The organism is Streptomyces sp. NPDC059696 (assembly GCF_042733745.1).
Lineage (GTDB): Bacteria > Actinomycetota > Actinomycetes > Streptomycetales > Streptomycetaceae > Streptomyces.
This window is the reverse complement of the sequence record NZ_JBHWFG010000002.1, coordinates 305,711-325,843: the sequence shown is the minus strand read 5'-3', so window position 1 is coordinate 325,843 and position 20,133 is coordinate 305,711. Positions and strand designations below refer to the sequence as shown.

Sequence of the window (20,133 nt, the reverse complement as noted above, 5' to 3'; positions counted from 1 at the left end):
GGGCCGGTTGGGCGGCGCGCCGGGACCACACCTCCTTTTTTTTTTGGGGGGGGGGGGGGGGGGGGGGGGGGGGGGGGGGGCGGGGGGGGGGGGCCCCCCCCCCCCCCGCTTCGCTTCCCGTGAGGGGTTCTCAGACCGCCAGGTCGTACGCGGCCTGGGCATTGAGCCAGGCGTCCACCTCGGTCCAGCGGTAGCGCAGGTGGCGGCCGACCTTGTGCACGTTCGGGCCGATGCCCCGGTACTTCCACTGGTAGAGCGTCTTGACCGGCACCCCGAGGTACTCGGCGACTTCCGCCGGGGTGGCCAGGGGGCCACGTCGGGAGGCATCGGCGGTGGCGCGGGCGGGACGGGGGGAAAGGCTCGGCATAGGGCTCCCTTTTCGGTTTCGGACAACTGCGTGGACAACACGGCCACACCCTGGGCGGAGAAGTCCAGAGTTGGTTCTAGAAGACTCCAGAAGTTCCCGTTGGTGAGCACGGGAGGCAATACCGTAAGGGCGAATTGGCGGTTGACCAAAAAGTCGGCGCCAGGGTGGCGGGTGGTTCGTACGGGCAGGTGGCGCCCCATCGGCGAAGGATGAAGTTAGCTATAGTGCGCTCGCTTTCCGGCGAGCTGAGTCGGTGACGCAGCCTCTCCAGTACCGTATGGCAGGCATTAGTCGGGGCGATTGTGGATCGGGTGGGAAGCGACTTCTGTAGGGTTTAAGAACCAACTCTTGCCAAAGGCTTCGGCTGCAAGTTACAGCTACCTGTTATGGCAACTAGACCTCTTGAAATGGGCCCCGCCGGCCTGCATACCGCCCGCGCCATCGAGCGCATGCGGCTGGCGCTCGGCCTCACCCAGCATCAACTGGCCGCCCGCTGCACCGCGATGGGCCGCCCGATGACCAATACCGCGCTCAGTCGCACGGAGCGCGCCCATCGGCGCTGCGACATCGACGATCTCGTCCTGATAGCCGCAGCCCTCGGTGTCCCGCCGGCGGATCTGCTGCCTACTGGGGCCCGGCTCGCTCATCCTCGTCACTCCGCGGCAGACGCCTGCGGCGGAGCCCGGGAGGCCCTCCTTGGCTGACGTGTACGACCGCTGGCACAAGTCCCATCCCAAGCCGGACGAGACCCAGTGCAGCGAGCACAAGAGCCGCACCCGGTGGATGGTTCCGACCTCTGACCACGGGACCGGGAAGCGCTGGCAGGTCCGGTACCGGGACCTGGACGGCCACCAGCGCAAGGAGAACTTCCACACGAGGGCCGAGGCCGACAAACGGGCGGCCGAGGTCGACGTCGAGATCCGGAGCGGCAGCTACGTTGTTCCCGCCGAGACGAAGCAGACGCTCGGCGCCTACGCCCAGAGGTGGCTCGACGCGAACTCGGTCGGCCCGACCACGGCCCTCCGCTACGAGGCCACCGTCCGCAACCACATCGTGTCCCACCTCGGCCGGCGCGAGCTGCGGTCCTTGAACAAGCCCTCGGTCGTTCAGGGCTGGATCCGCACACTGCAGGACGGCGGCTTCGAGGTGTCGACGATCGAGGGCATCTTCGACGTCCTCTCCAGCATCCTCGGCATGGCCGTGGAGGACGGACTGCTGCCGAAGAATCCGTGCAAGTCGAAGTCGGTCAAGCTGCCGACCGCGACCAAGAAGAAGATCGTCCCCTGGTCCCTGGAGCGCGTGCGTGCCGTCATCGCAGGGTTGCCCGAGCGCTTCCAGGCAGGCGGCAAGCTCGCCTTCGGGTGCGGCCTGCGCCAGGGAGAGGTCTTCGGATGCGCCGTCGAGGACATCGACTTCAGGGGCGGCTGGATCCACGTCAACCGCCAGGTGCGGCTCGTCGGCACGAAGCCCGTCTTCGCCCTGCCCAAGGGCAACAGGATCCGGTCAGTGCCGCTGTCGGCTCAGCTGGCCACTGCCCTCAAGGCCCACATGAGGCGATTCCCGCCGACGGAGGTCACGCTGCCCTGGGCGAAGCCCGACGGCGAGCCCAAGACCTTCCGGCTGCTCTTCGTCGACGAGAAGGGCCGAGCGTACAACCGCAGCGTCTTCAACATGGGCGCCTGGAAGCGAGCCCTGGTCGCCGCCGGCGTGATCCCTCCCCGCGAGCGCGGGGCGAGGTACCTCCAGGCGGCGCCTGAGGACGGCATGCACGCCCTCCGTCACGCGTATGCCTCCGTGCTCCTGGACGCGGGGGAGAGCATCAAGGCGCTCTCCGAGTACCTCGGCCACTCGGACCCGGGTTTTACGCTCCGGACGTACACGCACCTGCTGCCGTCCAGCGAGAGCCGGACCCGCAAGGCGATCGACGACGCCTTCACCGGCGCGGAGCCGTCGGAAACCGGAGAGCCGCAGGGCACATCACCGCCCTCACCAGAACCAATGTGCCCTCAATGTGCCCTAGCCGCCTGACGGCCGTTCCCCGGCACGCAAAAGGGCGAGGCCCGAAGACCCCGCCCGATCCGCAAGAAACCCCACCTCAGGGCCACACCAGGCAGTACGGCTGGTGCCCCGCCTCGTGGAGCCGTACCGAGAAGTCCTGCCACTCGTGCAGCAGCTGGTAGACGTTGAACGCGTCGCGGGGGCCGCCGCGGTCGGGGACCGTCGACCAGATGAAGGCCGCCGCGCCCACCGCCTCCTCGCCGATGCCGCGCAGCGGGTCGACGACCGTCATCGGGAGCTTGACCACCGCGTAGTCGGGGTGCAGGACGACGAGCTCCAGGGGCGGGACCTTGTGCAGGGGGACGCCCTCGATGCCCGTGAGCACCATCGCCGCCATCGTCTCCGGCTTGATCTTCGTGAACATGCCGTTCATGCCGAGCTCGTCGCCGCCGAGCTCCTCGGGGCGCATCGAGATCGGGACGCGGGCCGCGGTCGCGCCGTCGGGCGCTCCGAAGTACTTGTACGTCACCCCCACCCGACCACCATTCCCGCTGCTCCCGGCCCGAAGATCGTCCACCTGACGTTCAGTACGTCCGGCGGCCCGCTCCGGTTCACTCGGTGCACCCTGTGTCCGACGCGGTTCCTGAGCGTCCTCCGCCTCGCGCCGGTGCCGTCCCCGCCGGGCACGTCGAGGACCCAGGTCATCAGTCCCCTCGCCCAGTCCGCCACCGCGATGCATATCTCCACCCGACTGCTTTTTCTAGGACGCGTCGCCCCCGCCGCGCAACCCGATCATCGTGTCAGTGACCTCCCCCACGGCCGCCCGCCGAAACGTGCGCCGAACCAACTGCCCGCGGGATGTCCGCAGCCTCCGACCACGCCGGGCCGTGCGAGCTGTGTGTATCAGGGTCCAGTCTCGCAGACGACGGCGACCCCGGGGCCGGTTGTCCCGTGCCCCGTCCGCCCACGCCCCTGGCCTACCCTGAACAGGTCACTGGCACCCGGAGCCCGACAGCGTCGGAGAAGGTCGGAGAAGTCGCAGGTCATGAGTGAACTGGCATATCCGTATGAAGCACCGGCCTCGCAGGCTCTGTTCGACCGAGCGGCGGCCGTCACGCCCGGCGGCGTGAACTCACCGGTGCGGGCCTTCCGAGCCGTCGGCGGCACGCCGCGGTTCATGGTGTCCGGCACCGGCCCCTACCTGACCGACGCGGACGGCAGGGAGTACGTCGACCTCGTCTGCTCCTGGGGGCCCATGATCCTCGGGCACTCCCACCCCGAGGTGATCGCCGCCGTACAGGACGCCGTCTCCCGCGGTACGTCCTTCGGCACGCCCGGTGAGGGCGAGGTGGCGCTCGCCGAGGAGATGGTGGCGCGCGTCGCGCCGCTGGAGCAGGTGCGGCTGGTCTCCAGCGGCACCGAGGCGACCATGTCGGCGATCCGCCTCGCACGCGGGTTCACGCAGCGCACCAAGGTGATCAAGTTCGCCGGGTGCTACCACGGGCACGTCGACTCGCTGCTCGCCGCGGCCGGCAGCGGTCTCGCCACCTTCGCGCTGCCCGACACGCCGGGCGTGACCGGCGCCCAGGCCGGCGACACGATCGTCCTGCCGTACAACGACCTCGACGCCGTGCGCGAGGCCTTCCGGGCGCACCCCGGTGAGATCGCCTGCGTGATCACCGAGGCGTCCCCGGGCAACATGGGCGTCGTCCCGCCCGCCGAGGGCTTCAACCAGGGCCTGAAGGACGTCTGCGCCGAGAACGGCGCCCTGTACATCTCCGACGAGGTCATGACCGGCTTCCGGACCAGCCGCGCCGGGTGGTTCGGGGTCGACGGCGTCGTCCCGGACCTGATGACCTTCGGCAAGGTCATGGGTGGCGGCTTCCCCGCGGCGGCCTTCGGCGGGCGCGCGGACGTGATGGCCCACCTCGCCCCGGCCGGGCCCGTCTACCAGGCCGGCACCCTCTCCGGTAACCCCGTCGCCACCGCGGCCGGCCTCGCCCAGCTGCGGCTCCTCGACGACGCCGCGTACGCCAAGGTCGACGCCGTGTCGAAGGAGATCCAGGGCCTGGTCACCGAGGCGCTCACCAAGGAGGGCGTCGCGCACCGGCTGCAGACCGCCTCCAACATGTTCTCGGTGTTCTTCACGGACCGGCCCGTGCGGAACTACGAGGACGCGAAGACGCAGGAGTCCTTCCGCTTCACCGCGTTCTTCCACTCGCTGCTCGCCGACGGCGTCTACCTGCCGCCGTCCTCCTTCGAGTCCTGGTTCGTGTCCACCGCGCACGACGAGCGGGCCGTACAGAAGATCGCCGACGCCCTTCCGGCGGCGGCCCGGGCGGCTGCGGAGGCCACGGCATGAGCGACCAGCGGAGCAACGGCGCCGAGGACATCACCGTCGTGCACGTCATGCGGCACGGCGAGGTCGCCAACCCGGACGGCATCCTCTACGGCCGCCTCCCCGGCTACCACCTGTCCGACCTGGGGCGCCGGATGGCCGACCGGGTCGCCGAGCACCTGTCGGGCCGCGATGTGACACATGTCGTCGCCTCCCCGCTGGAGCGGGCCCAGGAGACGGCCGAGCCGATCGCCAAGGCGCACGGGCTGGACCTGGCGACCGACGAGCGGCTGATCGAGGCCGACAACATCTTCCAGGGCAAGACGTTCGGCGTCGGGGACGGGGCGCTGCGCAAGCCGAACAACTGGAAGCATCTGGTCAACCCGTTCCGGCCGTCCTGGGGCGAGCCGTACGTGGACCAGGTCGTCCGCATGATGAGCGCGCTGAGCGCGGCGAAGGACGCGGCCCGCGGGCACGAGGCGGTCGTGGTCAGCCACCAGCTGCCCATCTGGATCGTCCGGTCCTACGTCGAGCGCCGCCGTCTGTGGCACGACCCGCGCAAGCGCCAGTGCACGCTCGCGTCACTGACGACCTTCACGTACCAGGGCGACCGCATCGTCTCCGTCGGCTACACCGAGCCGGCCCGCGACCTCGTCCCGGCCCACCTCCTCGCCGGCGCGAAGCCGGCGAAGGGCCAGACGAAGGCTTACGGGGCGTAGGTCTCACGAGCCGTTCGGGGGGCTCACGATCCGTCCCGGATGGCCTCACGATCCGTCCGGGGTGGTCTCACGATCCGTTCGGGGGGCGTTCCGCAGGCGTCGAGCCTGATGTGTTCGCCCCCTTCCGACCGCTTACGACTACTTACTGATCGCTTACGACCGCTTCGTTACGGAATCTGCGCATTTCAGCGGAACCTCCCCGTTCGTCACGACCTCTGACTGGGTGACCAGCACGACGTGACGAATCGGGGATGCCATGCGCGCTCTCTCCCGCAGGGGAATGCTCGGACTCGGCGCGGGAGCCGCCGCCGTCTCGCTCGCCGGGTGCGGCGGACTCACGGGCTCGGACGACTCCGGCCGCGCCGACGGTTCCGGCGGCGACTCCGTCCAGGGCGGATCGAAGCCGAAGCCCGGGCCCACCGCCCGCCCCATCGGCGACGGATCGACCAGCCACACCGGCAAGCAGCCCCACCAGCCCGCCGCCCCGCAGCCGCTGGAGCCCGGTCAGACCCCGCCGCAGTTCGTGGTGTTCTCCTGGGACGGCGCCGGCGAGGTCGGCAACGGCCTCTTCCCGCGCTTCCTGGACCTCGCCAAGGAGCACGGCGCGAGCATGACCTTCTTCCTGTCCGGGCTGTACCTGCTGCCCGAGTCGAAGAAGCGCCTGTACGACCCCCCGAACAACCCGCGCGGCGCCTCCGACATCGGCTACCTCACCGACGACCACGTCAAGGCGACCCTGAAGAACGTCCGCCGGGCCTGGCTGGAGGGCCACGAGATCGGCACGCACTTCAACGGGCACTTCTGCGGCGAGTCCCACGGCTCGGTCAAGAACTGGACCCCGGCGCAGTGGCGCAGCGAGATCGACCAGGCGAAGTCGTTCGTCAAGGAGTGGCGCACCAACACGGGCTGGACCGACCTGCCGTCGCTGCCGTTCGACTACGACAAGGAGCTCGTCGGCGGCCGCACGCCGTGCCTGCTCGGCCAGGACAACCTGCTGCCCACCGCCCGCGAGCTGGGCTGGCGCTACGACGCCTCCTCGCCCGGCGGCCTCCAGGTCTGGCCCCGCAAGCGCCAGGGCATATGGGACCTGCCCCTGCAGCAGATACCCTTCCCCGGCCGCGGCTTCCAGGTCCTGTCGATGGACTACAACATGCTGGCCAACCAGTCCCTCAACTCCACCAAGGCCCCGGCGCACAACTACCCGGGCTGGCGACGGCAGTCGGCACAGGCGTACATCCAGGGATTCAAGCGGGCATACGAGACAAACCGGGCGCCTCTCTTCATCGGCAACCACTTCGAGCAGTGGAACGGCGGCATCTACATGGACGCCGTCGAGGAGGCCTTCCGGCACATCGCCCGGGAGAAGGAGAAGGGCGCGGATGTGCGTCTCGTCTCCTTCCGGCAGTTCACCGACTGGCTGGACGTGCAGAAGCCCGAGGTGCTCGACCGGCTCCGCACGCTCGGGGTCGGGCAGCAGCCGGCGGGCGGCTGGCGGGAGTTCACCGGCAAGGCCGCCACACCGAACGCCGACCCCTCGGGGAACCCTGCCTGAAATGCGGTTTTCCACCCGCAAGGGGGGTGGGCGAGACCCCCAGAACGGGCATGCGAAACTTTTCACATGAGTGCCGACAGCGCCCCCCAGCGTTCGAACCGCACGACCCGTGCCACCGAGCGCACCCGCCGTGTCCGCCGCAGCGCCACCCTGGCCGCCTCGCTCGCCGCGACCGCGCTGCTGGTCACCGCGTGCGGCTCCGGCGGCACCTCCGGCGGGGGCGGCAACACCAACTTCGTCACCGGCACCGACGGCATCGCCACGGTCGCGCAGGGCAAGCGCACTCCCGCCCCCGACCTGTCCGGCAAGACCATCGCCGGCAAGACCCTCGACGTCGCCGACTACAAGGGCAAGGTCGTCGTCCTCAACGTGTGGGGCTCCTGGTGCAACCCCTGCCGCGCCGAGGCCAAGTACTTCGCGAAGGTCTCCAAGGCGTACGCGGACAAGGGCGTGCAGTTCGTCGGCATCAACACCCGGGACACCTCCACCGGCGCGGCCCTCGCCTTCGAGAAGGACTGGGGCATCACCTACCCCAGCCTCTACGACCCCACCGGCAAGCTGCTGCTGCGCTTCAAGAAGGGCACGCTCAACCCGCAGGCGATCCCCTCGACGCTCATCCTCGACCGGGACGGCAAGGTCGCGGCCCGCTCGCTGTCCGCGCTCAGCGAGGAACGGCTGCTGAAGATGCTCAAGCCGGTCGTCGCCGAGAAGTGAGCGGAGGAGTGACGTGAGCGCAGTCACCACGCTCGCCGCGGTCGCGGACCCCAACGGCACGGTACTCAGGGGCGCTCTGCTGGTGGCCCTGCCGATCGCGCTGCTCGGCGGTCTCGTCTCCTTCTTCTCGCCGTGCGTCCTGCCGCTGGTGCCCGGCTACCTGTCCTATGTGACGGGCGTCGCCGGCACCGACCTCGCCGAGGCGCGGCGCGGCCGGATGGTGGCGGGCGCCTCCCTCTTCGTGCTCGGCTTCACCGCGGTGTTCGTCTCCTCGGGGGCGCTCTTCGGCTACTTCGGCACCACGCTCCAGGAGCACAAGGACGTCTTGTCCAAGGTGCTCGGCGTGCTCATGATCCTCATGGGTGTCTTCTTCATGGGCCTGATGCCCTGGTTCACCCAGCGCGAGTTCCGCCTCCACCGCAAGCCGGTGGCCGGACTGGCCGGAGCACCCCTGCTCGGCGCGTTGTTCGGCATCGGCTGGACACCCTGTATCGGCCCCACCCTGGCCTCCGTGCTCGCCCTCTCCTCCGAGCAGGGCAGCGCCGGACGCGGGGCCGTCCTGACCATCGCGTACTGTCTGGGCCTGGGCGTGCCCTTCGTGCTCGCCGCGGTCGCCTTCCGCAAGGCCCTCGGAGCCTTCGGCTGGATCAAGCGCCACTACGTCTGGGTGATGCGGATCGGCGGCACCATGATGATCGTGACCGGTCTGCTGCTGCTGACCGGCGCGTGGGACCGCATCGTGCAGGAGATGCAGGTCTGGTCCGACGGCTTCACTGTGGGGATCTGATCGATGAGCAAGACCACCGCCTCCGACCCGGCCCCGTCCGCCGAGGACCGGGAGCTGGGTGAAGCCGGCTCGCAGCTGTCCACCGCCCCCAAGGAGGAGGCGACCGGCCTGCCCTCCCTGGGCGTCGTCGGCTGGGTCCGCTGGTTCTGGCGGCAGCTCACCTCCATGCGGGTCGCCCTGCTGCTGCTCCTGCTGCTCTCCCTCGGCGCGATCCCCGGGTCCCTGATCCCGCAGTCCGGCCAGGACGAGACGAAGGTCGCCGACTTCCGCAAGGCCCACCCGACCCTCGGGGACGTCTACGACAAGATCGGCATGTTCCACGTCTACAGCTCGGTGTGGTTCTCCGCGATCTACATCCTGCTGTTCGTCTCCCTCATCGGCTGCATCGTGCCCCGCACCTGGCAGTTCGTGGGCCAGCTGCGCGGCCTGCCGCCCGGCGCGCCCCGGCGGCTGACCCGGCTGCCCGCCCACACCACCTGGCGCACCACGGCCGAACCCGAGCAGGTCCACCAGGCCGCCCTGGCCCTGCTGAGGAAGCGCCGCTTCCGCGCCCATCTCACCGGCGACGCCGTCGCCGCCGAGAAGGGCTACCTGCGCGAGGTCGGCAACCTCGTCTTCCACATCGCCCTCATCGTGATGCTGACCGCCTTCGCCTGGGGCCAGCTGTACAAGTCCGAGGGCAACAAGCTGGTCGTCGAGGGCGACGGCTTCTCCAACACCCTCACCCAGTACGACGACTTCAAGTCCGGCAACCTCTTCAGCTCCGACGACCTGGTGCCGTTCAGCTTCAACCTGAAGAAGTTCACCGGCACCTACGAGCGCACCGGCCCCAACAAGGGCACCCCGCGCGTCTACAAGGCCGGCATCACCTACAGCACGGGCGCCTACGGCAAGGACAAGACCGACACCGTCGAGGTGAACCACCCGCTGGAGATCGGCGACTCCAAGGTCTACCTCGTCAGCCACGGCTACGCCCCGGTCATCACCGTCCGCGACGCCAAGGGCAAGGTCGTCTTCGACGACGCCGTGCCGCTGCTGCCGCTGGACTCCAACGTCACCTCCTCCGGCGTCGTCAAGGTCCTCGACGGCTACCGCAACGCCCAGGGCGAGAAGGAGCAGCTCGGCTTCAACGCGTTCTTCGTGCCGACCTTCGGCGGCCACGCCAGCGGCACGATGCTGTCGCAGTTCCCGGCCCTGGACAATCCGCTGCTCGCGCTCTCCGCCTACCACGGTGACCTGGGGGCCGACTCGGGCATCCCGCAGAGCGTGTACCAGATGGACCGCAGCAACATGAAGGAGTTCAAGAACTCCGAGGGCAAGCTGTTCAAGAAGCTGCTGAAGCCCGGCGAGACCATGAAGCTCCCGAACGGGGCCGGTTCGGTCACCTTCGGCAAGGACATCAAGGAGTGGGCCGGCTTCCAGGTCGTGCAGCAGCCCGGAAGCGGCTGGGCCCTCGCCGGTGCCCTCGCCGCGATCGGCGGCCTGGCCGCCTCCCTGTTCATCCAGCGCCGCCGTGTCTGGGTGCGCGCGGTCAGGGGCGCCGACGGCGTCACCGTCGTGGAGATGGCCGGCCTCGGCCGCAGCGAGTCCGCCAAGGTCCCCGAGGAACTGGGGCACCTCGCCGGCGACCTCTACGAGCAGGCGCCCGGCGTCCCCGGCGTCCCCGGCGTCCCCGACGACCCCGCAGATTCCCCCGACCCCGATCAGGAGCCGGGTACCGAACCCCCCGTACCTGCCGAAGGGGCTGAGAAGCAGTGACTCTCGCCGCCGCCACCAACGAAAACCTCGCGGAGATCAGCAATGTGCTGATCTACTCCGCGATGGCCGTCTACACCCTGGCCTTCTTCGCGTACATCGCCGAATGGCTCTTCGGCAGCCGCAGCAAGGTCGCCCGCACCGCCGCCGCGCTCACCGCCACGGCGGGCGCCGAGAAGGCCGCCCCGGCCGTCACCGTGAACCAGGCCGGCGGCACCACCGTGCTGGAGCGGCCCAAGGTCACCGTGCGGGCCGCGGCCGGCCGGCGCGACGTGCCCGACGGGCCCGGGGCGCACGGCGGGGACGAGCAGGGCGACCTGTACGGCCGCATCGCCATCTCCCTCACGGTGCTCGCGTTCCTGATCGAGTTCGGCGGTGTCCTCACCCGCGCCCTGTCGGTGGAGCGCGCACCGTGGGGCAACATGTACGAGTTCAACATCACGTTCTCCACGGTCGCGGTCGGGGTCTACCTCGGGCTGCTGGCGCTGAAGAAGAACGTGCGCTGGCTCGGCCTGTTCCTGATCACCACGGTCCTGCTCGACCTGGGCCTCGCGGTCACCGTCCTCTACACCGCGAGCGACCAGCTGGTCCCGGCCCTGCACTCGTACTGGCTGTACATCCACGTCTCGACGGCGATCTTCTGCGGCGCGGTCTTCTACGTGGGCGCCATGGCCACGATCCTGTACCTGTTCAAGGACTCCTACGAGAGCAAGCTGGCGAGCGGCGGCACGCCCGGCACCTTCGCGACCTCCGTCCTGGAGCGCCTGCCCTCGTCCGCGTCCCTCGACAAGTTCTCCTACCGCGTCAACGCGGCCGTCTTCCCGCTGTGGACGTTCACGATCATCGCGGGCGCCATCTGGGCCGGCGACGCCTGGGGCCGCTACTGGGGCTGGGACCCCAAGGAGACCTGGTCGTTCATCACCTGGGTCGCCTACGCCTGCTACCTGCACGCCCGCGCCACGGCCGGCTGGAAGGGCCGCAAGGCCGCCTACCTGGCTCTCGTCGCCTTCGGCTGCTGGCTGTTCAACTACTACGGCGTGAACATCTTCGTCTCCGGCAAGCACTCCTACGCGGGCGTGTAGCTCCCGCCGGGGCACTCACCGCCGGGGAGCGGGGGCGTGGTCCGCGACGGACGCGATGATGTCGCGCAGCCGGTCGGCGTACAGCCGCAGGTTCTTGTGCGCGACGTCCGTGTCCGGGTAGCGGGCCGCGAACCACAGGCCCTCGTGCAGGCGGGTGACCCAGGCGCAGACCTGGTCGCCGTAGGACACGCGGATCAGGCCGTAGGCGTTGCGCTCGGTCCAGGTCTCCGACTCGGGGATGTCGCGGGCGTCGGCGTACGACACGATCGAGTACATGTCGGGGGACGTCGGCCGGAAGTCCGCGCCGAGCAGCCTGAGCACCCGGGCCAGCGGCATGCGGGCCAGCGGCCGGGTGGTGTGCAGCGCGGCGCGTACGGTCTTCAGCGCGGCGGGGAAGTCGGGCGCCCCGTCGACGGGCACCTCGATCGGGGCGCCGCCGACGTACCAGCCCACCGAGTCCGAGTACGCGGACTTCGCCCGGGTGTGGAAGGGCACCACCGTCCGGTAGACGGGCTCGCCGCCGATCTCGTGGACGATCAGTGCCGTCGCCGCCAGCAGCCCGACGAGCGAGCCCCCGTAGGGGCGGCAGTACGCCTCGAAGGCGGCCGCGGCGTCGGCGTCCACGAGCATCTCGCGCATGAGCTTCTGCGTCGGCAGCCCGCCCTCCGGGTCCAGGCCGAGGTCGACGGGGAAGCTCGGCAGCCGGCCGTCGCAGCGGCGGATGAACTCCCGCCAGCGGGCGACGATCCGATGGTCCGCGTCGAGGCGGTCCGCGTCGGCCCGCTCCGCCTCGCAGAAGTCGACGTAGCTGGAGACCGGTTGCCGGTGCGGGGGGCGGCCGGTCCTGTGGGCTGCGTACAACTCCTGGATCTCCGCGGGGATGCGGTAGATGGAGAACGCGTCGACGTTGCTGTGGTCGAAGGCCATGTACACGCTGGTGGAGTCGTCCCGGACGACGGCCGTGTAGATGAGGTTGGGCCAGCGCAGCGCGTCGGCGGTGGTGTCGAAACGGTCCTGGAGGTGCTGGGCCAGGGCCGCGGGGTCGGTGAACTCCCCGGCGTCCTCGCGGTGCAGGGAGACCGAGGCCTCGTCCAGCGTGAACCGGCGGATCGAGTCACCGGGCCCGCCCGCCCAGCGGAAGCCGCTGCGCAGCGTCTCGTGGCGCAGCGTCCAGCCGCGCAGCGCCGCACCGAGCGCGTCCAGGTCGGCCCGGCCCGGCAGGTCGAAGGCGGCGCCGATCCAGGTCGGCACGAACAGACCGTCCTCGCGCACGGTCCGTGCCGTCCGCAGGTGTGACTCCTGGATGTAGGCCGGCGGCCTGGAGTCCTCCGGCAGGGCCTTCGCCGTCGCGACGGTCGCCGGACTGAGCGTCCATTCGACGAGCCGTCCGGGCCGGACCTCGCAGCGCTGGATGTCAGTCATTCGCACAGGGCGTCTCCGTTCGCAGGTGGGACAGACCCGACCAAGACAATGCCGATCGGGCCACCGCCCACACGGGGAGTCGCCGATTTTCAATGGAACGGATGGCACCTCGAACGACGATCCGGGCTCCGGGCAGGACACCGCGTTGACGAATCGGCCCATTCCTCAGATCAGCGGCCCGGTGGGCTGCGCCCGTCACGGGTGCGTCGTAGGCTCGTGAATATCGCAGACGCGCGTCGAAAAGCCCGACTCCATTGCGCCCTCTCGGTGCACGAGCACAGCGGGGAAGTGACGTCCGATGGCGACAGTCGTCAACTACCGGAGCAGCAGAATCCTCGAATTGATGGACGCGCGCGAGGAGCAGCGTGACGCCGAATGGTTGAAGGACGCACTGCAGCAGGCCGTCCTGCTGGAGCTGGCCACACTTCCGCCGTATCTGTGCGCCCTGTGGTCCGTCGAGGACCAGGAGTCGGACGTCGCCCTCGCCATCGGGCGCGTCGTCTTCGACGAGATGTCACATCTGGGGCTCGCCGGGAATCTGCTGACCACGATCGGGGGCACGCCCCGCCTGGCCAGCGCCCAAACGGCACCGAAGTACCCCGGCCCGCTGCCCGGGGGCGTGCGCCCGGGGCTGAAGGTGTTCCTGAGCGGGCTGACCAAGGACGCCCTGGACCTGTTCTCCCGGATCGAGGAGCCCGACGACCCGGTCACCGTGGAGAGCGCCGGGTTCACGTCCATCGGGGCCTTCTACTCCGCGATCGGCGAGGCGTTCCGGCAGCATCCGGAACTGATCACCGGTACCCGGCAGATACGCCGCTTCATGTCGCACCACGGCGAGGGCAACGACGTGGTGGACATCGCCTCGCCGGCCGACGTCGAGAAGGCCATCGGCATCATCAAGGAGCAGGGGGAGGGCACGTCCGCCTCGCCGGAGAACCCCCATCCCGGGGAACAGGGGGAACTCGCCCACTACTACGTCTTCCGGGAACTGTTCCACGGCCGCAGGGTGATCAGGACGTCGGAGAACCCCGACGTGTGGGAGTTCGCCGGCGATCCCATCGCGATGCCCTCCGCCCTGCCCATGGGGACGGTGCCGGCCGGCGGCTGGGAGGCCGGGGGCCTGCCCGCGCCGGACGAGGAGACGAGGCAGCGGCTGGTGGAGGTCAATCTCCAGTACAGCGCGATGCTGAGGTTCCTCGAACAGGCCTGGGAGGCCACTTCGGCGGCGACGATGCAGAGCAGACTCTCGGCAGCGGTGACCCGCATGCGCATGCTCGTCGACCCGTCCGGGCGCCTGATGCAGACCCCCCTGCCCGACGGCAGCGGCCGGACTTACGGTCCTGAATTCAGGTATGTGGATCCGTGATCGCGGACCGTAAATTCGAATTCAACCAGTCTCGCTTTTCACGGGATTGGCCACGACTCGCGACGGTCTGGGGCCGGTGCGATAGTGAAGTATGAGTGAAAACATAGCCATTGACGTCTACGACGACGAACAGTTGACGTCGGAACAAAGAGAAGATGCGATCCGCTCAGTGCGGACCATGGCGGCGCCCGCGATCGAGTCCCGTAACGGTTATCTCGAAACAGAAGCCGCCGCAACGGAATTGTCCAACGCGATCAACAGGCCACTGCTCGATCTTGTCGAGCGGGACGACAAGGCCCGGCACGCGGCTGAGGGCGCGGTGCCCCTGCTCAAGGTCGAACCGGACTTCCACATCGACTGGCTGGACTCCCCGGTCGGCTCCACCGAACCACCGAGCGTCACCGGCCGGAGCTTCTTCGCGCCGCCGTTCCACTTCGGCTGGGCGTGGCACCGGATCGACGGCGGGGCACCCGAAGCGGTCATCGTCGACCGGCCCAGCGGCACGGTGATCTTCGACGGCCGCTCCGGCCCGCTGGCACCGAACGGCCGCAACAAGTTCGTGGAGATCCACGCCGGCTTCGGCGTCGGTTTCCGGCCCGACCGGGACGGCGTGCTGACCGCCACCTCCGACCGGCGGTTCATGAAGTTCTACTACGGGGTCGCCGCCCACGGAATCGGCAGCTGGGCCGTCGCCGAAGGCGGCACCGAATGTTCCATCATGTCGGAGGGGAACTGGAAGGCGGGCGAGTCCCGCAAGAAATTCCGCAAGAGGGTCAGCGTCAACGAGCGCGAGACGTTCGAGTCGAATCTGTTCGGAGACGGAGTCATGCGCCATATGGTCCCGGTGCGGGCCGGCCACGACTACCAGTTCAACGTCGGAGCATGGCTGTTCGTCGACAACACCTCCGGGGTGGGTCAGTCCGGAGCTCTCGCACAGGTCCGGTGCGAGGTGCCGGTCATGGAACTGACCGGCCCGTGACCTGTTCGAGCACGGCGTAGTCCGCGAAGCTGCGGCGGTAGCGCAGGTGCCGGGTCTCCTGGGTGTGCCTGCGCTGCCACTCCTCCACGTCGCCGGGCGCCCGGCACGGACCCGAGCCCGCCCCGCAGTCCTCCTCCTCGCCGGAGACGCAGTACGCCTCGTACTCGGGCTGCGCCGACGGATCCTGCACGATCGTGTACGGCACGTACCGGAAGACCCTGCGGCCGGACGACTCCCCACCGTGCTCGTCACGCTGGTGCTGGCGCAACAGCACGTTCGCGTCGGTCACCGCACTGCCGTCGAACGCGGCCCTGGCCCTGTCCCGCCGCAGCGCCAACTCCTCACAGGTCGCACACCCGGGCACCGGGGAGGGCGGCCGGGCCGGATCGGCCGCCAGGCCTTCCCTGGAACGGTCGTTGAGCGCGCGCACGCCCGCGCTGAGCCGCTCCTCCGGTGTCGCCGCACGGATCCTCGCCGGATCCGCCTGCCACTCCCGGCCACCGCCGACCGGGCGCAGCATCACGTACGGGCCGGTCCTGTCCTGGTACGCGCCGACCTTGCGCGTCTGTGGGTCGTAGACGAGCGTTCCCGGTTCCATTCCGCACACCTCCGTCACTCTGGGTGTATCGAGCGTTGCGCACGGGAACGGTCCGGTTCAATGCTTGGCGTGTGACACCGGTGCACTGTCACGGAGGGGGAGTGGTGGGCCGACGGAACGGCGGGGCGAGCACGGCGGCGGTGTTCGGGGAGGTCCTGCGGCACTTCCGCGAGGCCGCGCTGCTCACGCAGGAGGGCTTGGCCAGGCAGATCCCGTGCGACCGCTCGCATGTCGCACGGGTCGAGGGCGGTACGAGGGTCCCGCAGGACACGTTCGCCAAGACCTGTGACGAACTGCTGGGCACGGGTGGGGTGTTGGCGCGGCTGTGGGCCCGGATCGACTGGTATCCGCAGGTGGAGCATCCCGACTGGTTCCGCCGCCGGGCGGAGATGGACGAGGTGGCCGTCTCCCTGCGGGAGTACCAGGAGCGTGTGATGCCGGGCTTGTTGCAGACGGCGGAATACGCCCGGTCGCTGTCGCGCCGTTATGTGAGCGGGGTGGAGCTCGAGGAACGAGTGCGGGCTCGACTGAGTCGGCAGCAGCGCTTCCTGGCCGACGGCGGTCCGCTGTACTTGGTGGTCCTCGACGAGAGCTGCCTGCGCAATGTGGTCGGCGGCCCGGATGTCATGCGAGACCAGTGCGCCCACTTGCTGAAGCTGGCAGGGCGCCCCAACATCCGCATCCAGGTCGCGCCCGCGGGTCCCGTCGAGATCGTTCGTCCCAGCGGCTCCATGTCGCTGATCGCGCTGCCGGAAGGGCACCACTGGCTGTACTCGGAGTCCCTGAACCGGGGCCACTTCACGAACGATCCGGCCCTCTACGAGCGCTATAACCAGTTCTATGATGTGCTCAGGGCGGACGCCCTGTCAGCTCCTCAGTCCGCCGCTCTGATCCACGAGACGATGGAGAGGTACGGGCACCATGGACAGGAATGCGCTGACCTGGGTCAAGAGCAGCTACAGCGACGGAAACGGCGGCAACTGCATCGAAATAGCCCCCGGTTTCCCCGAAACCGTCCCCGTTCGCGACAGCAAGAACCCTGACGGACCCGTCCTGGTCGTGAGCCGGACCGCCTGGGCGGCGTTCACAGCCGCCCTCTGACGCTCACTCCTCGCGCTTGCGCTCGTCCGGGTCGACGTCCTTGTCCTGGTCGAGTGACTTCAGGAAGTCGGGGTTGTCGTCGGGTGCCACCCACTGCCGGGGGCGCTGGGACGACGGGACGCGCTTCTTGCCGGCGATCAGCCAGGAGATCGACCCGACGAGCGGAAACACCAGCACCAGCAGCGCCCACAGCGGCTTGGGCATGTGGCGGATCTCGTCGTCCTGCGTGCTGATGCAGTCGATGAACGCGTACACGCTGAGCGCCAGCGGCACGAGGAACATCAGTACCCGGAGCATGCGGCCTCTCAGCGAAAGCGGTGGGTGGTTCCAGGCCAGGGTAGCGGCTCGGGGATACTGGACCCCATGGCTTACGACGATCTTCGCTCCCTGCTCAGGGCGCTGGAGCGCGAGGGTGACCTCAAGCGCATCAAGGCCGAGGTCGACCCGTATCTGGAGGTCGGGGAGATCGTCGACCGGGTGCAGAAGTCCGGCGGCCCCGCCCTGCTCTTCGAGAACGTGCGCGGGTCGAGCATGCCGCTCGCGATGAACGTGTTCGGCACGGACCGGCGGCTGCTGAAGGCCCTCGGCCTGAAGTCGTACGCGGAGATCACCGAGCGGATCGGCGGGCTGCTGAAGCCCGAGCTGCCGCACGGCTTCGTCGGCGTGCGCGAGGCCTTCGGCAAGCTCGGCGCGATGACGCACGTACCTCCGAAGAAGGTGAAGGACGGCCCCGTGCAGGAGGTCGTCCTGACCGGGGACGACGTCGACCTGGACCGGCTGCCGGCCCTGTTCACCTGGCCGAAGGACGGCGGGTCGTTCTTCAACCTGGGACTGACCCACACCAAGGACCCGGAGAGCGGCGTCCGCAACCTGGGGCTGTACCGGCTCCAGCGGCACGACAAGCGCACCATCGGCATGCACTGGCAGATCCACAAGGACAGCCGCAACCACTACCAGGTGGCGGCCAGGCGCGGGGAGCGGCTGCCCGTGGCGATCGCCTTCGGGTGCCCGCCCGCCGTGACGTACGCCTCGACCGCCCCGCTGCCGGGGGACATCGACGAGTACCTGTTCGCGGGGTTCCTCGCGGGCAAGCGGATCGAGATGGTCGACTGCAAGACCGTGCCGCTCCAGGTGCCCGCGCAGGCCGAGGTCGTGATCGAGGGCTGGCTGGAGCCGGGCGAGATGCTGCCCGAGGGGCCGTTCGGCGACCACACCGGCTTCTACACGCCCCAGGAGCCCTTCCCGGCGCTGACCATCGACTGCATCACGATGCGCAAGCGGCCGCTGCTCCAGTCGATCGTCGTGGGCAGGCCGCCCACGGAGGACGGGCCGCTGGGACGGGCGACGGAACGCTTCTTCCTGCCGCTGCTGAAGATCATCGTGCCGGACATCGTGGACTACCACCTGCCGGAGGCGGGCGGTTTCCACAACTGCGCGATCGTCTCGATCGACAAGAAGTACCCGAAGCACGCGCAGAAGGTCATGCACGCGATCTGGGGCGCGCACATGATGTCGCTGACCAAGCTGATCGTGGTCGTCGACTCCGACTGCGACGTGCACGACCTGCACGAGGTCGCCTGGCGGGCGCTGGGCAACACCGACTACGCCCGGGACCTGAGCATCGTCGAGGGCCCGGTCGACCATCTGGACCACGCCTCCTACCAGCAGTTCTGGGGCGGCAAGGCCGGCATCGACGCGACGAAGAAGTGGCCCGAGGAGGGTTACACGCGCGACGGCGGCTGGCCCGACATGGTGGAGTCCGATCCGGAGACGGCGGCGAAGGTGGACCGCCGCTGGAAGGAGTACGGCCTGTGACCAGCGCATCCGCCGCGATTCCGCAGCCGGGACGCACCAAGGCGTTCCTGCGGCTGGTGATGATCGAGCACTCGGTCTTCGCGCTGCCCTTCGCCTACATCGCCGCGCTCACGGCCATGTACCAGTGGGACGAGAACATCCACTGGGGGCGGCTGCTGCTGGTCACCGTCTGCATGGTGGGGCTGCGCACCTTCGCGATGGCGGTCAACCGGATCATCGACCGGGAGATCGACGCGCGGAACCCGCGCACCGCGCAGCGCGAGCTGGTCACCGGCGCGATGTCGGTGAGGCACGCCTGGACGGGCGCGCTGATCGCGCTGGCCGTCTTCCTCGGCGCCGCCGCCCTGCTGAACCCCCTGTGCCTGGCGCTGGCCCCCATCGCGGTGATCCCGATGGTGGTCTACCCCTACGGCAAGCGGTTCACGAACTTCCCGCAGGCCATCCTCGGCCTCGCCCAGGCGATGGGCCCGATCGGCGGCTGGCTGGCCGTCTCGGGGGAGTGGTCCTGGGACGCGGTGATCCTCGGCCTCGCCGTGGGCATCTGGATCGGCGGCTTCGACCTGATCTACGCCTGCCAGGACGTGGAGACCGACCGCGAGATCGGCGTGATGTCCGTACCGGCCCGCTTCGGCATCCCGGCGGCGATCTGGGGCGCGCGGGTCTGCCACGCCCTCACGACGGCCCTGTTCGTCTGGTACGCCCTCGCCACCGGCGCCGGCGCGTTCTTCTGGCTGGGCCTGCTGATCGTCGCCGCGGCGTTCCTCTACGAGCACTCGATCGTCCGCCCCCACGACCTGTCCCGGGTGAACCGCGCCTTCTTCAGCGTCAACGGCTTCATCGGCATCGCCCTGTTCGTGTGCGCGCTGCTGGACCTGCTGGTGCGGGGCCTGACGGTCTGATCACGGGGCGGTGAGCGCGCGGCCCGCCTCCGGGCGGCGGCGGAACAGGAACGCCGCCGCCACGCCCGCCAGCAGGCCTGTCAGGTGGCCCTGCCAGCTGACGCCCGTCTGCGTCGGGGCCAGGCCCGCGAGGATCGAGCCGCCCCACACCGCGGCGACCAGCACGCCCGCCAGGACCCCGAAGGCGCGGCGCTCGACGACGCCGCTGACCAGCAGGAAACCGAACAGGCCGAAGATCACGCCCGAGGCGCCCGCGGTGTTGCTGTGCTCCGGGGCGACGAGCCAGACACCGAGCCCGTCCACGACGATGATCAGCGCGGCCACCAGCAGGAAGCGCCGCAGCCCCGACAGCGCGGCCAGGAAGCCCAGGACCAGCAGCGGCACGGTGTTCGCCAGCAGATGGGCGAAGCCGAAGTGGACGAAGGACGAGGGGACGACGTCGGCCAGCTCGGACGGGTCGCGCGGGGTGACACCCAGGCCGTCCAGCGCGTGGCCCGTGGCCACGTCCACGATTTCCAGCAGCCACAGCAGCGCCACCCACGCCAGCATCAGCTTGCCCGCGGCCAGCGCGCGATCGCCCTGTGACCACCCCGCTCGCGGATCCGGCATGGCGACCCCCAGTGCTCGCTCGTCCCCTCCGG

The 20,133-nt window shown here is 69.5% G+C and carries 21 protein-coding genes; 15 read left to right on the top strand and 6 right to left on the bottom strand.

The genetic code is table 11. The annotated features are described in order from the left end of the window. Positions 1-130 precede the first annotated feature (130 nt). Positions 131-367 (bottom strand): AlpA family transcriptional regulator, encoded by a 237-nt coding sequence (locus ACFV20_RS03405; protein WP_071528887.1) that lies wholly within the window; start codon positions 365-367, stop codon positions 131-133. 386 nt (positions 368-753) lie between these two features. Here ACFV20_RS03405 and ACFV20_RS03400 point away from each other — a divergent pair, with 386 nt between their 5' ends. After that, complete coding sequence (locus ACFV20_RS03400) at positions 754-1,071, top strand: helix-turn-helix domain-containing protein (RefSeq protein WP_042176503.1); 318 nt, start codon at positions 754-756, stop codon at positions 1,069-1,071. 1 nt (position 1,072) lies between these two features. Next, entirely contained in the window at positions 1,073-2,395 is a 1,323-nt protein-coding gene (locus ACFV20_RS03395) for a tyrosine-type recombinase/integrase (RefSeq protein ID WP_385651984.1), read from the top strand. A 67-nt stretch (positions 2,396-2,462) separates the two neighbouring features. Here ACFV20_RS03395 and ACFV20_RS03390 read toward each other — a convergent pair whose 3' ends face one another. After that, positions 2,463-3,104 (bottom strand): hypothetical protein, encoded by a 642-nt coding sequence (locus ACFV20_RS03390; protein WP_385651824.1) that lies wholly within the window; start codon positions 3,102-3,104, stop codon positions 2,463-2,465. Positions 3,105-3,410: 306 nt separating this feature from the next. Here ACFV20_RS03390 and hemL point away from each other — a divergent pair, with 306 nt between their 5' ends. The 7 genes from hemL (at position 3,411) to ccsB (ending at position 11,312) form a co-directional block, all read left to right on the top strand. Next, complete coding sequence (hemL, locus tag ACFV20_RS03385) at positions 3,411-4,727, top strand: glutamate-1-semialdehyde 2,1-aminomutase (RefSeq protein ID WP_385651823.1); 1,317 nt, start codon at positions 3,411-3,413, stop codon at positions 4,725-4,727. Beyond that, complete coding sequence (locus ACFV20_RS03380) at positions 4,724-5,422, top strand: histidine phosphatase family protein (protein ID WP_385651822.1); 699 nt, start codon at positions 4,724-4,726, stop codon at positions 5,420-5,422. The genes hemL and ACFV20_RS03380 overlap by 4 nt, the downstream gene beginning before the upstream one ends. A 256-nt stretch (positions 5,423-5,678) precedes the next feature. Continuing rightward, complete coding sequence (locus ACFV20_RS03375; RefSeq protein ID WP_385651819.1) at positions 5,679-6,974, top strand: polysaccharide deacetylase family protein; 1,296 nt, start codon at positions 5,679-5,681, stop codon at positions 6,972-6,974. Positions 6,975-7,040: 66 nt separating this feature from the next. Beyond that, complete coding sequence (locus tag ACFV20_RS03370) at positions 7,041-7,688, top strand: TlpA family protein disulfide reductase (RefSeq protein WP_385651817.1); 648 nt, start codon at positions 7,041-7,043, stop codon at positions 7,686-7,688. A gap of 13 nt (positions 7,689-7,701) precedes the next feature. Next, complete coding sequence (locus tag ACFV20_RS03365) at positions 7,702-8,475, top strand: cytochrome c biogenesis CcdA family protein (RefSeq protein WP_385651816.1); 774 nt, start codon at positions 7,702-7,704, stop codon at positions 8,473-8,475. A 3-nt stretch (positions 8,476-8,478) separates the two neighbouring features. Next, positions 8,479-10,233, top strand: coding sequence for a cytochrome c biogenesis protein ResB (locus ACFV20_RS03360; RefSeq protein ID WP_385651814.1), 1,755 nt, complete (start codon positions 8,479-8,481; stop codon positions 10,231-10,233). After that, complete coding sequence (gene ccsB / locus ACFV20_RS03355; RefSeq protein WP_385651811.1) at positions 10,230-11,312, top strand: c-type cytochrome biogenesis protein CcsB; 1,083 nt, start codon at positions 10,230-10,232, stop codon at positions 11,310-11,312. The genes ACFV20_RS03360 and ccsB overlap by 4 nt, the downstream gene beginning before the upstream one ends. A gap of 15 nt (positions 11,313-11,327) precedes the next feature. On the opposite strand, the gene ACFV20_RS03350 is transcribed toward ccsB, so the two are convergent. Beyond that, positions 11,328-12,740 (bottom strand): condensation domain-containing protein, encoded by a 1,413-nt coding sequence (locus tag ACFV20_RS03350; RefSeq protein WP_385651810.1) that lies wholly within the window; start codon positions 12,738-12,740, stop codon positions 11,328-11,330. Between the two features lie 292 nt (positions 12,741-13,032). Between ACFV20_RS03350 and ACFV20_RS03345 the strand changes: the two genes are divergently transcribed. After that, positions 13,033-14,100, top strand: coding sequence for a ferritin-like protein (locus tag ACFV20_RS03345; protein ID WP_385651808.1), 1,068 nt, complete (start codon positions 13,033-13,035; stop codon positions 14,098-14,100). A 91-nt stretch (positions 14,101-14,191) separates the two neighbouring features. Then, positions 14,192-15,079, top strand: a complete 888-nt coding sequence (locus ACFV20_RS03340; RefSeq protein ID WP_385651806.1) for a hypothetical protein — start codon at positions 14,192-14,194, stop codon at positions 15,077-15,079. Here the strand turns inward: ACFV20_RS03340 and ACFV20_RS03335 are convergent. Beyond that, a complete protein-coding gene (locus tag ACFV20_RS03335; RefSeq protein WP_385651803.1) occupies positions 15,057-15,677 on the bottom strand; it encodes a hypothetical protein in 621 nt (206 codons plus the stop codon). The genes ACFV20_RS03340 and ACFV20_RS03335 overlap by 23 nt on opposite strands. Positions 15,678-15,781: 104 nt before the next feature. On the opposite strand from ACFV20_RS03335, the gene ACFV20_RS03330 reads away from it, so the two are divergent. Continuing rightward, complete coding sequence (locus tag ACFV20_RS03330) at positions 15,782-16,720, top strand: Scr1 family TA system antitoxin-like transcriptional regulator (protein ID WP_385651801.1); 939 nt, start codon at positions 15,782-15,784, stop codon at positions 16,718-16,720. Next, positions 16,668-16,778, top strand: coding sequence for a DUF397 domain-containing protein (locus ACFV20_RS03325; protein WP_385651982.1), 111 nt, complete (start codon positions 16,668-16,670; stop codon positions 16,776-16,778). Before ACFV20_RS03330 ends, ACFV20_RS03325 begins: the two co-directional genes overlap by 53 nt. A gap of 3 nt (positions 16,779-16,781) precedes the next feature. Here the strand turns inward: ACFV20_RS03325 and ACFV20_RS03320 are convergent, their stop codons facing one another. After that, positions 16,782-17,075 carry a PLD nuclease N-terminal domain-containing protein gene (locus ACFV20_RS03320; RefSeq protein WP_385651800.1) on the bottom strand — a complete coding sequence of 98 codons (294 nt, stop codon included), beginning with the start codon at positions 17,073-17,075 and terminating at the stop codon, positions 16,782-16,784. 66 nt (positions 17,076-17,141) lie between these two features. Here ACFV20_RS03320 and ACFV20_RS03315 point away from each other — a divergent pair, with 66 nt between their 5' ends. Both ACFV20_RS03315 and mqnP read left to right on the top strand, forming a co-directional pair. Continuing rightward, on the top strand, positions 17,142-18,593 hold the full coding sequence (locus ACFV20_RS03315; protein ID WP_234846840.1) for a menaquinone biosynthesis decarboxylase: 1,452 nt from the start codon (positions 17,142-17,144) through the stop codon (positions 18,591-18,593). Beyond that, positions 18,590-19,492: a menaquinone biosynthesis prenyltransferase MqnP gene (mqnP, locus tag ACFV20_RS03310; RefSeq protein ID WP_385651798.1), complete on the top strand. Its 903-nt coding sequence runs from the start codon at positions 18,590-18,592 to the stop codon at positions 19,490-19,492. The genes ACFV20_RS03315 and mqnP overlap by 4 nt, the downstream gene beginning before the upstream one ends. On the opposite strand, the gene ACFV20_RS03305 is transcribed toward mqnP, so the two are convergent. Next, positions 19,493-20,101, bottom strand: coding sequence for a rhomboid family intramembrane serine protease (locus tag ACFV20_RS03305; RefSeq protein ID WP_385651796.1), 609 nt, complete (start codon positions 20,099-20,101; stop codon positions 19,493-19,495). It abuts the gene before it with no gap. Positions 20,102-20,133: the final 32 nt, after the last annotated feature.